Source organism: Nitrospira sp. (genome assembly GCA_029194675.1).
Taxonomy (GTDB): domain Bacteria; phylum Nitrospirota; class Nitrospiria; order Nitrospirales; family Nitrospiraceae; genus Nitrospira_D.
This window is the reverse complement of the sequence record JARFXP010000002.1, coordinates 69324-84423: the sequence shown is the minus strand read 5'-3', so window position 1 is coordinate 84423 and position 15100 is coordinate 69324. Positions and strand designations below refer to the sequence as shown.

Annotated in this window: 14 protein-coding genes; 2 read left to right on the top strand and 12 right to left on the bottom strand. The window is 55.1% G+C overall.

Going from position 1 to position 15100, the window contains the following annotated elements:
- Positions 1-48: 48 nt before the first annotated feature.
- From P0120_09380 to P0120_09365, 4 genes are all read right to left on the bottom strand, one after another.
- Positions 49-999, bottom strand: coding sequence for an ethylbenzene dehydrogenase-related protein (locus P0120_09380; GenBank protein ID MDF0674527.1), 951 nt, complete (start codon positions 997-999; stop codon positions 49-51).
- A gap of 66 nt (positions 1000-1065) precedes the next feature.
- Positions 1066-2037: a molecular chaperone TorD family protein gene (locus tag P0120_09375; GenBank protein ID MDF0674526.1), complete on the bottom strand. Its 972-nt coding sequence runs from the start codon at positions 2035-2037 to the stop codon at positions 1066-1068.
- 158 nt (positions 2038-2195) lie between these two features.
- Positions 2196-2798, bottom strand: a complete 603-nt coding sequence (locus P0120_09370; GenBank protein MDF0674525.1) for a 4Fe-4S ferredoxin — start codon at positions 2796-2798, stop codon at positions 2196-2198.
- Between the two features lie 232 nt (positions 2799-3030).
- Positions 3031-4029, bottom strand: a complete 999-nt coding sequence (locus P0120_09365; protein ID MDF0674524.1) for a hypothetical protein — start codon at positions 4027-4029, stop codon at positions 3031-3033.
- Between the two features lie 289 nt (positions 4030-4318).
- Between P0120_09365 and P0120_09360 the strand changes: the two genes are divergently transcribed.
- On the top strand, positions 4319-5401 hold the full coding sequence (locus P0120_09360; GenBank protein MDF0674523.1) for a WD40 repeat domain-containing protein: 1083 nt from the start codon (positions 4319-4321) through the stop codon (positions 5399-5401).
- Between the two features lie 69 nt (positions 5402-5470).
- Here P0120_09360 and P0120_09355 read toward each other — a convergent pair whose 3' ends face one another.
- The 7 genes from P0120_09355 to P0120_09325 all read right to left on the bottom strand — a co-directional run bounded on the left by P0120_09355 (position 5471) and on the right by P0120_09325 (position 12685).
- On the bottom strand, positions 5471-5881 hold the full coding sequence (locus P0120_09355; protein MDF0674522.1) for a HEPN domain-containing protein: 411 nt from the start codon (positions 5879-5881) through the stop codon (positions 5471-5473).
- On the bottom strand, positions 5865-6209 hold the full coding sequence (locus P0120_09350) for a nucleotidyltransferase domain-containing protein (protein MDF0674521.1): 345 nt from the start codon (positions 6207-6209) through the stop codon (positions 5865-5867). The genes P0120_09355 and P0120_09350 overlap by 17 nt, the downstream gene beginning before the upstream one ends.
- A gap of 200 nt (positions 6210-6409) precedes the next feature.
- Entirely contained in the window at positions 6410-7138 is a 729-nt protein-coding gene (locus P0120_09345; GenBank protein MDF0674520.1) for a hypothetical protein, read from the bottom strand.
- 86 nt (positions 7139-7224) lie between these two features.
- A complete protein-coding gene (locus tag P0120_09340; GenBank protein MDF0674519.1) occupies positions 7225-11139 on the bottom strand; it encodes a Fic family protein in 3915 nt (1304 codons plus the stop codon).
- Between the two features lie 327 nt (positions 11140-11466).
- Entirely contained in the window at positions 11467-11688 is a 222-nt protein-coding gene (locus P0120_09335; protein ID MDF0674518.1) for a type II toxin-antitoxin system HicB family antitoxin, read from the bottom strand.
- A complete protein-coding gene (locus P0120_09330) occupies positions 11685-11945 on the bottom strand; it encodes a type II toxin-antitoxin system HicA family toxin (GenBank protein ID MDF0674517.1) in 261 nt (86 codons plus the stop codon). The genes P0120_09335 and P0120_09330 overlap by 4 nt, the downstream gene beginning before the upstream one ends.
- Positions 11946-11956: 11 nt before the next feature.
- Positions 11957-12685, bottom strand: a complete 729-nt coding sequence (locus P0120_09325; GenBank protein MDF0674516.1) for an SIMPL domain-containing protein — start codon at positions 12683-12685, stop codon at positions 11957-11959.
- A 180-nt stretch (positions 12686-12865) separates the two neighbouring features.
- On the opposite strand from P0120_09325, the gene P0120_09320 reads away from it, so the two are divergent.
- A complete protein-coding gene (locus P0120_09320) occupies positions 12866-13441 on the top strand; it encodes a thioredoxin family protein (protein MDF0674515.1) in 576 nt (191 codons plus the stop codon).
- A 662-nt stretch (positions 13442-14103) separates the two neighbouring features.
- Here the strand turns inward: P0120_09320 and P0120_09315 are convergent.
- Positions 14104-15075, bottom strand: coding sequence for an aldo/keto reductase (locus P0120_09315; protein ID MDF0674514.1), 972 nt, complete (start codon positions 15073-15075; stop codon positions 14104-14106).
- Positions 15076-15100: the final 25 nt, after the last annotated feature.

The following is a 15100-nucleotide window of genomic DNA, read 5'->3' as shown; positions in this document are numbered from 1 at the left end:
AGAATGACGCAACGTAGCGGTGGTTGCGATCAGCTCGAATGCCGCCCACTACAGTTTCAGCGTGAACCAGGTCGAAAGCGACTTCATACCGTTCCGCTCGACGTTGGCACCATCCCACACCGCAAAAGCGATGGGCACCGACATTCCTGCCTTGAACTGCACATCGTTCGCATCGCCGCTCTCCAACGTCCGTTTCACGACAACCCGCCATGTCGGACCGGTATAGCCTCCACCTTTGACGGACCCCGCCGGCTCCCAGACCCCATTTCCGATGACATTCTGGTGCGATTGTGTCGTGAGAGTACTGAACCCGTTCGCATTCAGATCCTCCACTGAACTCACACGAAGTGTCGGATCAGACATGATGTTCCCGGACCAGATGCCGGGATTGAATGGCCCTAGGCTTCGACCGATGCGATCCGGATAGGTGACACCGCCTGCCGGCTCTTCAAAATAATAATCCCAGAAGATACCTGGATACTGATCGTCCACATCCCAGATTCCCGCGCTGTCCTTGCCGAGATCCTTCTGCCATTCGGCATTCCACCGCCAGATATTGGTCGTCCCCCCGGACTGTCCCATGCACTGGAACGGCGGAGCGCCGGCGGTGTTCACCGGAAACATCACGGCAGCCTGGTCTCGAAAGTCTTGCGGCCCGATCGCCGTGTCATTCTTCGTTTGATCACTCCACTCCATCCGCAACCCAATGTCCTTGCCGTTGGTCATGGCCTTGACGAACACCGACTTCACCGAGATATTCGGATGCATCGGTGTCGTGATGAGCTGACCACTCAACGGAATGACGACGCCCGGGACACTTTCCCAAATGGGATTGGCGCCGTCCATGGGGATCGGGCCCTTGATCGTCTTGGCCGGTATCGTGACCGGTTGACTGACGGCCAGCGGTACCCGCCCCAACGTCAGCATCAGGCCGACGGTGACAGCGGAGAGAAGAATGGCAAACACCAATTTCTTGTTGGTCGTCTGCGCTATCCTCATAGTGCTACTCCCTTCTCTGAATTATTATAAGGACTCTGTTTGTGCTAAAACCGTTATCAAGTCGATTCATGCCGTTCCGGATGGATGCCCTTCTTCATTCTCCTTGTCTTTCTCTTTCACATCCATAAACGACTGGGCACCGACTTCGTTCAACAACATGGTCAATTCGTTCCCCTGATCTTGCGCGCCGCATTCGTAAGTCTGGCCTTCGGGAGAGCTGAACGTCGCCGGACGATAGTCGGTTTCCGTATAGGGCTGAGGGGTCACGCCCAAGAAGGCCGTCTCAAACTCCATCCAATCAGCGGTCAGATCGGCGACTAATTTGAAGAGACCGGAGTCCGCTTTCTTGGTCAGCATACGACAGAACAGCGGCACCCATCGGCCGACATGATTCTTCACGAACTTCTTCTGCGCATCGACAACGATTTGCGTCTTCTCCGGCCCATCGTGGCAGAGCGAGTAGGATTCCTTGTAGGCGAGGAAGTGCATGAATTCGAATTCCACGCTGAGGTGGTCGAGGCGCTCATGAATGTCTTTCGACAATTCGACTCCGAAGGCTTTGTAGAAGCCGGAGATGTCGCCCATCACGTGGGATTGCGCAAACACATGGTCGTTCCCGAACAGAGTTTCATAGGGAGGGCAATCGAGCGTAATCACGTTACTGAAGACGCGACGATGTTCCGACTGTAGATCGCTCAAGTGCCAGTTCACACATTCGGACGCGATCAGGCTCTCCACCCGGACAAACTGTTGCTTGAGCGGACTCAACTTTTCCTTCGCCAGCCCGCTGCCGTCAGGTCCGAGGGCGACCTCCAATGCATCGAGAGCCGCCCGACCATCCTCCACGAACTCGCCGCACCGGAGATAATCGAGAAATTCCTCATCCTCGGGGTACAGCAGGCTCCAGGAGATCAGCAAGTAGATTTTACTGCGACTAAGCGCGCGTTCGACGGCAGGAGAGTCCTTGATGGTGGAAGAGGTCGGTAGTATGCCGGTTGCTGATGCAGATACGCTTTGCATCGGCTGTTGACTCGTCATAGCAATTATCTCCTCGCCGCCTCGTTCACCTTACCCCCTAAGGTTAGGCAACAGAGCCATGTATGTATATGAATAAGGGCGGTATGAAGTCAAGAGCGAATTGGTTCGATGTTGTGAATTGAGATCTTCTGCTGAGCGATCTCTCCGGAGTGACGTCATCACGCATCGATCCTTGCCAAATGCCTTGACGGTATCACACGGATCGCAACATGGTCATTGACGGTCTTGCAGATCATCTCACACATTCCACACCCGACACAGGATTCCGTCACCACGGAAAGATGCAACGACGCAACATCCATCACAAGGGCGTCTGTTGGACACTTCGACACGCACGCATGACATCCCTGACCAGCCGTACAGAATCGGTGTGAAATCGCGGCGATGCCCATGTGGACTTGAGTGATCCCCATGACGGGCACGAGCGCGTCCGTCCCACATGCTGCGATGCAGGGGAGGTCTTCGCAGAGGAGACAGGGGGATTGATCGGCAAAAAGAACGGGAGTGCCGTCCTGCGGATGTGCGACGATCGCGCCGGGTGAACAGGCCGTGACGCAATCCTTGCACTTTGTACAACGTTCAAGGAACAGTTGTTCTCCCACCGCACCAGGGGGACGCAGCCAGTCAATACGCGTCGGCGCGGAAGGCGGCTCCGCTTGAAGACCATCTGCCTCTTTGACGAGTTCGCGCGCGGCTCTGACGGTCGAGAAGACGGAATCCTTCAAGAAATCTCGCCGGCCATATGAAGGGTTGGTTGCCACTGATGTGGATTCCTTGGAGGAGGGTCAAAAAGGTCGTTCGGCAAGGCTACGGGCGCTGCAAGGACCGCAGGCGCACTTTTCTCACCCGCCCGCCCCGAGCTGCCGGAGCAGCTCATTTCCCGATCTCACTCGCCCGTCCCGAGCGGCCGAAGCGGCATCTTTCCCGAGTTCGGTACGTTGAAGATTCTTGGGAGCCGAGAACACAGCCGGCGGTCTTTTTCACCCTCCTCATCTACATGACGCCATCGGCACGCAACTGATACACCTCAACACAGCGATCACAGGCTCCGAACTCCACGTCCCATCCTGGATGATTCTCACGGATGAAGTCGAGCACATACGGCTCCAGTTTCGTTCCCATATCTTCGACCCACGAATAGGTGGGAAACCGACAGAGCGGGCAAGGGAAGCCCGGCATGAGCATGATCTTATTTTCAGTCTCCGGGACCTCGCCGCCTTCCACATCCACAGCCCGATCCATCACACGGAGCGTGTCACCGGCCATCTCAATCAGCTCGGCGTGAGTGAAATACGAAGCCTGCCAGAGTCCCTCAAACACCGACTTCAGCTGAGGCGGTGGAATCTTTCGGTACCACGATCGGAATTCCTTGAATCGATCCTCCTTGCTCAGCATGGGTTCCTTGCCGGCCGTGACCAGCCGGCTATCCACGCTCAAACTCCAGAGCACACGATAGCGCTGTAAGATCAACGTCTCTTCGCCGGGATTCAGCCCCACCTTGGTATCAGGATCGTAACCGAACTGTGGATCGATCATATCGGAGATGTGCATGAGCTCATGGCGACAATAGCGCGTCAGCGCCGGGTCGTAAAATCGACGGGGAATCAGCTTGATCCCCACGCCCTTCATCCCCTTCGCCTCAAACTCCTGGGCCAAACCTTTCTCAACAGCCCCCCATTTCCTGAGGATATCGACGCCTTCCTGATCCTCCTTCAGCACACCCTTGACCAGGACGATTCCGACCTTCTCCCGTAACAGCGGATACTCGTGAAACGAGTCTCGCACAATATCTGAAAACCCCCAGATACCGAAGAGATATTGATAGAGCTTCTTGAACTCCCCCTCTCGGTCTTCGAGAATGAACTTCTCATAAATCGGGTCGGCATGCTCATGGAATTCCTTGTAGTACGTAGGATCGCCTTCCCGTTCCGTCTTCTCAACGAACGAGTCGATCACTTCCTGGAGCAAAGCCGGTTGGAATCTGATTTCCATGGACGAACCCTTAGCGGCTTGAGAATACCACTGTGAGACAACCTGTATGATGACCGATCGACGACATCGTTTATCAGAGCCTGGCTTGGCGCTTCGATGATGCCGTGAGCACACCCTCACCGTCAACCCTGCGCATCTTCCCTCCCACAGATGGGGCGGTCGAAGGGTTGACTTGGCTGTGAGGCATCTCTTACGATCCGAACGACCAGCGGAATTATACTGGCCCGGCTGTTGCCCAATCAAGGACCGGGCGACCAAGGAAAGTACCTTACCAATGATGGAACGCACAATGACCACTTCGCTCGTGAACAACTCCTCTGAGACGGCGGCTGCGCCTGTACCTTCCGTCGATTTCTTAGGGTACTGGACGACCGACTGCCGAGAAGTGAAAACGTTCCGTGGTCATTCGCACGGAGTCTGGGCGGTCGCCTTTTCTCCCGATGGGACAACACTCGCCAGCGGCGGCGCCGAACGCCTCGTGCGCATGTGGGACATCGAAACCGGTCGGCTACTGCGCTCGCTTCGCGGTCATACCCAAGATATTCGCGCCATCGTCTTCACTCCGGACGGACAGGTCCTCGCCACCGGTAGCGAAGACCGCACGATCCGGTTATGGAACGGCAAGACCGGCGAGCCGATGAAGCTCCTGTTCACACGCTACGATCATAATGTCTGCTGCCTATCGCTTTCGCCGGACGGCCTCATGCTCGCGCGCGGCAGCCACAACAAAGACATCAAGATCTGGGAGATTACCACCGGGACCGAGTTGATGACCCTGCTCGGGAAAGACGAGTACGACCATCACTGGTCGGTTTGCGTGGCGTTTTCACCGGACGGTATCCATCTCGCCAGCGGGACCGATATCGGGAAGATCAAGATTTGGGAGGTGCTCCCGAGCGGCGAGGAGAAGGTGCTGCACAATGGTCATTGGCGGCAGGACGAGGAGGATACCACTGAAACCCGCGGCTACTTCGTCGCGACGGATGACAGCATATTCCAAAAGCCGATGGACTACTGGATCGGCGCCATGACCTTCACCCCGGATGCCAAGCTTTTGATTACCGGCAGCCGAGACACCACCATCAAGCTCTTCGAGATGCCGACCGTTGTCGAGAAGAAAATCCTCACCGGCCACAAGGACTGGGTCCGCTGTCTCGCTGTGTCCCCGGACGGGAAAGTGTTGGTCAGCGGGAGCGACGATCAGACCATCAAGTTTTGGGACTTGGCCACCGGACGAAACTTCCGGACCGTGAAAGGCCATAGCGGAGGAGTACGCTGCATCACCTTCTCCTCCGACGGCAAGCGCCTCGCCAGCGCCTCCTGGGACCGGACCGTGAAGCTGTGGGAAGGCGGAGCGAAAGCGGAAGAGTAACCTCGCACGGCTCTGCCGCAGAGCGGCAGAACAACTCGCCAAACACATTTCTTCCAATATCCGTATAGTTCAGACGAGACAGGTGCCCGGTAGTATCCGGCGAATTGCCTGACGGATCGTTCTCGCAGCCTCAACAGCACGTATTGCCTCTGCCTGTTCAACCGGCTCCCAAACTCCAGGGTATCGCCCTTCAATCGAGTAGGGATTCAATTCACCGAGCAAGCGTACGTCGAAATCTCCCAGCAGGCCCTCCGGCAATAGCGCATAGAGTTCGGTCAGATCATGAATCTTCGGAGGATCGATTTGTCGAAAAACGAGGAGAGCCTTGAGGTATTTCTCTGCGCACTGCTGCGCATGGAAGCTTACCGTATCCCACGGGATATCCCGCGCAGCGAGATTATTCTCGATGTTGAGCAAGTCATGTTCGGCCTTTAGAATCCAAGCCCGGACAAGATCTTCGTCCTTAGGCCGCACGGTCATGCAAGATCTTCCCCTCTTGCCACGCTGTTCTTATCACAGTGCCTGGCGCGTCTCGGTAGGCTTCAAATTCTTCAGGAGTCACGACAATGACATCCTTGGGAATCCCTATGCCGGCCAGCAATCCATGGATCTCGACCGCTCGCCTTCGTTTGGAACCCTGCGGCTGCATCACGACGAGCAAATCGACATCGCTATGTGGACCGGCTGTCCCACGGGCATGTGATCCAAAGAGAACGATGCGCTCCGGATGGAACCGCTCGACAATGCGCCGTACCATTTCGGCAATGGCAACTTGAACTGCCCTTATGTTCCCCGCTGGTTGCATCATCCTTTTTGGGACTCCTGAAGTCGAAGGATACTCTTTTAGGCCTCAGAAATCATCTGCGAGGAGGCTTTTCGCCTCCGGTGGAGCGAAACTTCCAGGCTCTGAAGGGCCACAGCGGAGTCGTGTACTCCATCACCTTTTCATCGGATGGCCAGCGCCTCCTGGGACCGACTCCCTCGAATTTTGAATTAATCAGACCTTCCCTAGCTCTGGAACCGAGTGTTCTCTTTAACTATTGCTACGCGTTTTCGATATTCTTGGATAGAAGGTGTTGGCCTATCTTCATAAACCAGGGAATCGAAGTTCACGTCAAACAACCCAACCCAACGCCTCACGAACTCAAACGGCTCCCATGCATCAGGCAAAATTCCAATTTTGTAATTTTTAGCCTTCCCTTCATGAGCGATATCATGCCTGGCTTTTTCTATAGCCGTAATACCATCCCACGTCCTTTGGGGATTAAAGGAGGAACTCGCACCGATGAAATACATGTCAATTTCAAAACATGGCAGATGTATATCTAAAACGTCCTTGTACAGTTTTGCTATGTCCTTTAAGCTCCGAAACGAAAACTTTCCCAAGACCTTCGCAACCATCTCATCATCCGCACCTCTAAAACGGAACCGAAAATATTCCCTGAACTTATTTATCAGATAAGACTCGAGCGCGGTATATGTAGCCAGCACGATTTGGCTTCCAATACCTCGAAAGATTCTTCTCTCCTCTAACTCTTTTCTCTCTGTTTCAGTATATGGCATTCCAAGAACTGTGACGGTACTGATGTGCTTACCCGCGAGAATGCTTTGAACGAGTTCCGTGTCGGGCTCCTCTTTCCGTGAACTTGCAAGGAGATGGATTGCGTATAAATCCGCAGCACCGATGATGTGCAAAATGCTTTTTTCGAGATCTCCAAACAGGTCAATCGCTTTCATTGGTTTACCCCTGCAGCACCAAAACCCATCCTCGACTCATACACCGCCAGCCAAGTCTTATGACAGGTCACGTCAACGAAATGCAGCTATGTTGATTCGATGATTCGACGAATCCACAGATCTATGAGCGGGCCATGGCTCCCCTCGTCTGCAGCTTGCAGGGCTTCGAGATATTCACGGCGCACAGTTGGGTCAGCAGATGCCGTTTCGACGTGGGGCAATCCAAGTTTATAGAGCAACGCGGCCAAAAGTACTCGCCCGATCCGTCCGTTGAAATCCCTGAACGGGTGAATCCACTGGAAGCGCCAATCAACCCAGGAGAAAAACTCCGCTGCGCTTCCGATCGCCGCGCCAGGATCGTGCCGCAAACGCTCGGCCAGATCGTCGCAGAACTGCCGCATATGGATCGGCACTTCATAGAACGGCGGCGGGACATGGACGCCGACTTGTACGTTCACGTCACGGAAGCGACCGGCCCAATCGGGATAGAGATGCCCGGCGAGACGTTTGTGCCGGAGGCAAAGCCATTCGGAGGTAATGACAATCTGATCGGGACGCGCTTGCAGAATCTCGTCGCAGATCGCGACCAGTGGGACCGCGAGACGTTCGGAGAGTTCAGAATAGGAGAGGCGGCCTTCGGCCGTATCGAATTCGCGCGTGGAGCTTAACTCGCCTTGGCCTTCGGCTTCGCCATCAGGGTCTTGAGGCGATCCGTACTGACCGGCTGGTTCTCGAACGCCATGGACTGGCTCACCCGCTCCAGCAAGACCTTCCTGTGAGCCGCCGCCACCTTCGCTGGAGTATTGTGCTGGCTGCGCCACTGTTGTAGCCGCGCCTCGGCCTGAGCCAGGTTGATCGGCTGGTTGGGTGTCTGATTCATGGCTGTCATTCTCCTTCACTTTGGCTGAAGATGCAACCGAGGCGGCTTCAACAATCTTGGTCTCATCCTCCGTTAAGCCGTAGAGATCATAGACCAACCGGTCGATCTCCTCATCGGTTGCGTCGATCTGACGTTGTAAACGGTCTTTGTCGGCAGGTGTCTTGGCATCAGTGAGCCGCTGGTGCAACTTCAGCATGCCTTCGACAAGCGAGACTATCCGGCAATGCCTTTCCTTATCGGCCTTCGAGTTGAAGTCAATAATTCGAATCGGCACCTTCTCCATATATTGGTAGATGAGCCGATAGCGATACTGCCCGGCACGAACGCCGAATGGGATGCTTAGGTTGCTAATCGCAAACCAGAACAAGCGGCTATTGAGAATACCAAGAAGGTAGGGATCGTCTACGCCCAGACAATAGGCCGTATTGGCGAGATACATGCCGCTGCGATCGAGGAAAAATCGTGGCGCCTTGCAGATGTCGGGAAAGATGATCTTGGGGCCGTCAAAGATTGGGAAGTACGCTACATCATCTTGAATCTCATACCACGCATATCGCCCTGGCTTCCGTCCTACCTTATCGCTTGAAGATTTCTTGGGGGTTAGCTCAGCCTTCCATTTGGCCAAATGTTCACGAATAGCCGGATAGCGATCGGCATCAACACCTCGCCGGGCAAAAATGAGCCACGTACCAGGATCTTCAATGAAGTAGCGTCGAACATCCTCACCACCCAGTAGCGGTTTTATTAACTCCTCGTTCGCCTTGTTCTTTCGAATGAGGGCTTTCCTGGTTTCAGAGTCGATAATGAACGCGTCATTAAGCCCAGATGTTACACCGCGAAAGAACTGGCCCTGCACATATTCCCCTAGCGGTTTTCCGGCATTCAAAACTTTTTCAAAAACTGCCGCCTCTTCGTCTGACTTCAACGACCAGACGCTTTCCGTGAGACGCTCTTGCGGGATCGTGAAGCGGTGCTCGATCGCGCTATCGTCAAGACTCGTAAAGTCCAGCAAAGGTATCCGCGAGACTTCGATACGGGGAGGCGGCTTCGTTTTCGCCAGGAGCGGAATGCAGACATAGGTGTCCTTGGCGTTCTCGAACACGGCGAGTCCGCCAAAGTCCAGGATGCCCAGCACGGCGGCGTGTTTCTTGAGCGTACGGCGCAAGGCCTCCCCGTAGGTGGTGCGGAGAAAGCTGCTGGAGACAATAAAGCTGAAGCGTCCTCCTTCACGAAGCAATCTGACACTCTTTTCCATGAAGTATGTGAAGAGATCCGCCACTCCGTCAAAGGCTTCGTAGCGTTGCGCGAGATAATCTTTTAATGCCGACAGAGACTCCTGCCGCACATACGGTGGATTACCGATCACGGCATCGAAGCCTTGTCCTGAGCCTGTCGAAGGACCGTCCCCCTTGAATATCTCCGGAAACTCGGCCTTCCAGTCGAAGGGATTCACCCGGCGCATCTCGTCGTCGTCCGGCATGAGTTGGCCAGCGAAATAGTCCGGTCCGATGAGGCTGTTGCCGCACTTGATGTTCTGTCCCAAGTCCGGCAAGGCCCGCTCGTGAACGAAGGAGAGCTGCCGTTTCAGCGTTTCGTCGCTCTCGCCTTCCAAGACTTTCAACAGCAAGCTGAGCTTCGTGACTTCGACGGCCTGGCTGTCGATGTCCACGCCGTAGATATTGTTCAGAAGAATCCGCTTCTTCTCCTGCGTCGTCAGCCGCCATTCCCCGCTGCCGGCCTGAAAGAGTGCCTTGCGGTGGTTCTCCGGGCCATCTTTCGCGTACCAGTCGCGGTGATAGTTGAGCAGATAGCGATAGGCGCCGATCAGGAACGATCCCGATCCGCAGGCGGGATCGAGAATCGTGAGTTTGGCGATCTGCCTGGGTGTCTTGCCCTCACACAGAGTCCCTACGGTGTGCTTCACGATGTATTCAACGATGTAGGCGGGCGTGTAGTAGACGCCACCGGCCTTTTTGACCTCCGGCTTCTCTTCGATTTTGGCCTGATGCCCGGAGGTGAGCCGGATGACCTTCCCAAGAAACTGCTCATAGACCTGGCCGAGAATTTCCGTGGGGAAGACGGAGAATTCGTAGGGGCTGCTGGGGTAGTACAGCCGCCCGATGATGTCTCTCAGTACTTTGTCGTCGATCTTGAGGCTGGGCGTCAGATCGTCCGGCGCTTCGGCGCGTTCTTTCTCAGCCTGGAAGTGAAACAGGCCGGAGTTGTAGCGGTCGTCGGCCTGGTTGTAGAGATAGCGCAGGCGGCTATAGATATTCTGGCCGCTGAGCAGCGATTGCAGTTGGGCATAGGGTTCGATGCCCCGGTCTTCCGCGATGCGGAGGAAAATCAGCCGGTCGATGGTGCGCTGGACGGAAAAATTCAGCTCGTGGACGGTGAGCCTGGGATTGCGGAGCGCGAGATTCTTGGCCAGCGCGTCTCGCCAGGTTTCGATTTCCCTCAGAAATTCCGCATCGACGGTGGCCGTCCCGCGTTTCCGGTCCGTGACGGCGTATTTGTCGAAGGAACCCTTGAGCACCGCCTCCTTGGCAAAGATGGAGGCAAGCTGATCCCATTGGGCGAGATAGTCCTGATAGGTGAGATAGAGAATGCGTCCGGCGCTGGGTTTGTCGGACGGATTGGGGCGAGTCCTGCAGTCGTAGACGGCAAATTCTTCAAAGTCCGTCAGAATCGACAGCGGCAGCTTGGCCGACCAGGCATAGCGGCGCAGCTGATAGGCGGGGCTGGGTTCATCCTTGATATTGATGGAGGGTTTTTTCGCTTCAAGGAAGAATTTTCGTGCGCCGCCGATGCGAAAACAGTAGTCGGGCGCTTTGGTGTTGCCGCCGATCTTGATCGCATCTTCATGGATGACATCCTTGTAGGCTTCAGCATGACTCTGCTTGTTGGCTACGTCCCAACCGAGAGCCTCGAAGAAGGGATCGAGAAACTCACGGCGCAGTTGTGTCTCGTTATAGCCCTGACTTTTGTAGGCCTCCCGCTGGCCCTCAAACCGTTCGATGAGTGAGGAAACAATGGAAGGTGCTTGCTCCATAGAGAACTTCTCGTCCAGATACCGTTCCGAATGGGGCCGAAGAATACCGTTTTCATCGAAAGAAGTCATTGGCCTTCAGTTACTGATTCTCAGAAACAAGAGAATGTCTCTATGACAACGGTGCAGGAGGATGGAGCAGAGTAGATGAGTCAAGTATTAGTCAAGTTATCAGTCAACCGGCTGGCGAAGAGCCGGAAGAGGCATCGCCACCAGAGCTGAAGGCTGGAGCGGACTCCAATCCTGCTGCTTGGCCATGAGACCCTAGAAGATCTGAATAGGGAAAGACGGCCTAGACGGTGTCGAATTCAGGAGTAGACGCCACCTTGGTGGGAGTGTCGTGTCGCTCTCGCCAAGCACACAGCTCGGGATCCAACTCTTCAACGTTCATGGAAACGATCATGAGCCGGTCTGATAAATCACAGGCCGGTACCGTGGACGAGGAATCGGTTTGCCTTCGGCACGGGCTGCTTCCACCCAAGCCTTCTTGGCCAGCTGCGCATGCCTGAGCGCCTCTGCCGGAGTTTTGCCGAAAGCGGAGCAGGCTTCGAGATCAGGAATGTCGGCGATGTAGCCCTTGTCGGCGTCGCTGTAGAAGATGTTGATGTGATAATCCTTCATGGCTCATCTCCCAATTCCAGCAGTAGATTATACCGTTCCACGATATCCAGCAACTGACGTACTTGATACGGCTTTGCCTTGCCTCCGACTTCTTGAAGGTTGATCAGTTCCTTGATTTTAGGATGAACGAAAATGTGATGGCTTCCTTTGGTCCTCGCCAAACGATAACCGAACGCTTTCGCGAGCGCGACGGCTTCGGTGAACCGCAGATTTTTTGAGCCGGCCAATGCCTTGGCGAGCAGTTTCTGCTTATTCACGAGAATACACCTCAGTTCGGAGCGATTTCGTAGACGAGCGTCACTGTTGCCTCAACCTTCAGCTCCCCCGGCGAGATCGGCACCTCGCCTGCGCCCGCATCCATCGCCATGCGTGCCACGGGAGAGACAGGCCTGATCATATGGCCACCCTCATTGACCGATACAATCCGCACGAGTTTCACGTGCAGCGCCTCGCTCAGGGCTGCCGCTCTCTCACGCGCCTTAGCCGCGGCCTGTTTCAATGCGCTCAGCCGTGCCGGTTGTTCGTCGCGCAACCCCCAATGCAACCCCTGAAAGCTGTTCGCACCGGCCTTCAAGACCTCCTCAATTACCGTGCCGACTCCGTCGAGGGCGCGGATTTCCACCGTCACCATGTTGTTGACGACATACCCGATGATTTCCGGCGGAGCAGACGGCGCATCAGCCGAACGTTTAGCCGGCGGCCGATACTGGGGGGTGACCGTAAAGGACGAGGTTTGTATCCGCTCCTTGCCGATCTGTAACTCCCGCAGCCGATCCATGACGTTGCTCATGGCGGCGCTGTTCCGCCTCTGCGCCTCGGCGAGTACTTTACCGGGACTGTCCAAACCGAATGTCACGTAAGCCGTATCCGGCGCGTGCGTCATCGTTCCGGTTTCGCTGACCGTAAGGGTCGGCGTGTCGGGCTTCGTCTCATCATGCGCCTGCGTCACAGCCGGAAACGCCAGCATCAGCAGCACCAACAGCTGGACAATCCGCATGTTCGTCCTCCTTTCGTCAACGGGACAACTCATCTCTGTCATGGCTTGCCCACACCACCAAGAGATGTGCGGCAGCATATCCTCTCACTCAGTTATGGAGAAAAAAACAGCCCCCCTCGCAGCCACTTGACGCAACTACGAAGATGCGCCATCTTCTAGCATCACAAAGGAGGTGTCCCTGTGGCAACATCATCCGCCATGCTCCCAGTGGGAACAGCCGCACCGCGCTTCTCACTGCGTGACGTGGTGAGCGGGCAGACCTATTCACTCGAATCATTTGCCGATAAGACCGCGCTCTTGGTGATGTTCATCTGCCGGCACTGTCCCTACGTGGTCCATGTCGAGCAGGAGCTCGCCAAGATCGGGCTCGACTATAGAGACACGGGTTTGGGGATCATCGCCATCAGCAGCAATGACCCTATCGGGTATCCCGACGACGCCCCGCCCAAGCTCAAAGAAATGGCCTTACGTTTGAACTTTACCTTTCCCTTCTGTCACGACGAAACGCAGGAGGTTGCGAAAGCCTATCGCGCCGCCTGCACTCCGGACTTCTACCTCTTCGATCGTGACAGGCGGCTGGTGTATCGTGGACAATTGGATGAGAGTCGTCCCGGTAATAATAAGCCTGTGACCGGCCGTGATCTCCGCACTGCCATCCAAGCCGTGCTCGTCGGCAAGCCTATCGGCGGTACCCAGCGACCAAGCATCGGCTGCAGCATCAAGTGGAAGCCGGGGCATACTCCGCCTTACGCATGACAACTGTTTTGTCCCCCCTCTCCGTATTTTCCTTCTCGTCGTCCCGACTTTAGTAGCTTTTGACCTCAGAACCGAATGAGAGCTTCCAGAGATCCGATAAAACTTTTCCCATGGAATACGAATTATCTGCGAACCTGGCATGAAAATTCCCACTCCCCATCTTCTGTGGATAACCATGTGGGCAAGTCGCTTTGTGCTGGAAAGATGGTGCGAATGGCGTACTTATTCATCGGATCGCCTATTTTTTAGGCATCCGCTCCATATCGGCAGGACCACCAGTAATAGTGGTCTACGTGATACTTCTGTATATTTTCACGTATACCTAGAAAAATCTGCTTGACATCATATGATCACTGCCCGCCATCCACTGACTATTGCCACCGTTCGGGTCACTATCCACAGGTTCAAGACTTTTCTGTGGATGGTTGCTCTCAGCGTCAGGAGCGAGGTTTCGTATCTGTCAAGAGCTTAGATGAAGAAAGACGGCTCCATCAAATAGGACAAAGATCTAGGGACCAATTTCTCAAATCCAGAGCCGAATGGTCGGCCACAGGCACAACCGTATCCTTTATGCGAGGTCGCCGAAGAGGACGCTGTGAAGGTAGGATGAAATCGGATACTCATCATGTTGGAAGAAGAAGCTGAAACAAAAGATGAGTGACCTACCAGGCATAGGACTCCGGCGCAGTTCCACCGGGCCCAGGAAAGAGTTCGTCCAGTTGCTTCAAGATGTCGCTACTGAGAGAAAGACTGAGTGCCTTCATAGCCCCCTCCAGCTGTTCCATGGTGCGAGGTCCGATAATAGGTGAAGTAACTGCCCGTTGATGCAATAGCCAGGCAAGTGCGACATTCGCCGGTCTTTCACCAATCCGTGCGCACAGCCCCTCGTAAGCTTCCAATTTGGGACGGGACTTGATCACCGCTTGTTTCAGATCCGCGTCCGCGCGCCGACCAATGTTGTCTGACTGAAGGACACCGGCCAAGAGGCCCCTTCCCAGGGGACTCCATGGGATGAGACCGATGCCGTAGGCCTCACAGGCAGGGATGACTTCCAGTTCAATGGTACGCTCATTGAGGTTATAAAGGCTTTGTTCCGACACCAGCCCCAAAAAGTTACGGCTCCGTGCGGCTTCCTGAGCTTGGGCCAAGTGCCAACCGGCGAAATTGCTGCTGCCCACATACACCACCTTGCCTTCCCTGACTAACTGTTCCATCGCTTGCCAGATTTCTTCCCACGGTGTTTCCCGATCGACATGATGCATTTGATACACATCTATCCAGTCGGTCTTCAACCGTCGGAGACTGTCCTCGCAAGCTCGTTTGATGTGTACGGCCGAGAGGCGTGACTGATTCGGCCATTCGCCCATGCGACCGTACACTTTCGTAGCCAGCACCACCTTATCCCGACGGCCTCCCTCTTGTGCGAACCAACGTCCGATGATCTGCTCTGTCCAGCCTTCACCGAGTTTCCAGCCGTACACATTCGCCGTATCAAAAAAATTGATGCCGAGATCCAATGCCCGATCCATCAGTGCGAAGCTGTCCGGCTCGTTCGTCTGCGGACCGAAATTCATCGTGCCTAGACAGAGTCGGCTGACTTTCACTCCGGACCGGCCAAGGTGTGTGTATTCCATGGGTATGCAGCCTTCTCTCTGGGAG

Coding starts and splice junctions, on each gene's coding strand:
- P0120_09380 (MDF0674527.1), bottom strand. CDS start 999: ATGAGGATAGCGCAGACGACCAACAAGAAATTGGTGTTTGCCATTCTT.
- P0120_09375 (MDF0674526.1), bottom strand. CDS start 2,037: ATGACGAGTCAACAGCCGATGCAAAGCGTATCTGCATCAGCAACCGGC.
- P0120_09365 (MDF0674524.1), bottom strand. CDS start 4,029: ATGGAAATCAGATTCCAACCGGCTTTGCTCCAGGAAGTGATCGACTCG.
- P0120_09360 (MDF0674523.1), top strand. CDS start 4,319: ATGACCACTTCGCTCGTGAACAACTCCTCTGAGACGGCGGCTGCGCCT.
- P0120_09355 (MDF0674522.1), bottom strand. CDS start 5,881: ATGACCGTGCGGCCTAAGGACGAAGATCTTGTCCGGGCTTGGATTCTA.
- P0120_09350 (MDF0674521.1), bottom strand. CDS start 6,209: ATGATGCAACCAGCGGGGAACATAAGGGCAGTTCAAGTTGCCATTGCC.
- P0120_09345 (MDF0674520.1), bottom strand. CDS start 7,138: ATGAAAGCGATTGACCTGTTTGGAGATCTCGAAAAAAGCATTTTGCAC.
- P0120_09340 (MDF0674519.1), bottom strand. CDS start 11,139: ATGACTTCTTTCGATGAAAACGGTATTCTTCGGCCCCATTCGGAACGG.
- P0120_09335 (MDF0674518.1), bottom strand. CDS start 11,688: ATGAAGGATTATCACATCAACATCTTCTACAGCGACGCCGACAAGGGC.
- P0120_09325 (MDF0674516.1), bottom strand. CDS start 12,685: ATGCGGATTGTCCAGCTGTTGGTGCTGCTGATGCTGGCGTTTCCGGCT.
- P0120_09315 (MDF0674514.1), bottom strand. CDS start 15,075: ATGGAATACACACACCTTGGCCGGTCCGGAGTGAAAGTCAGCCGACTC.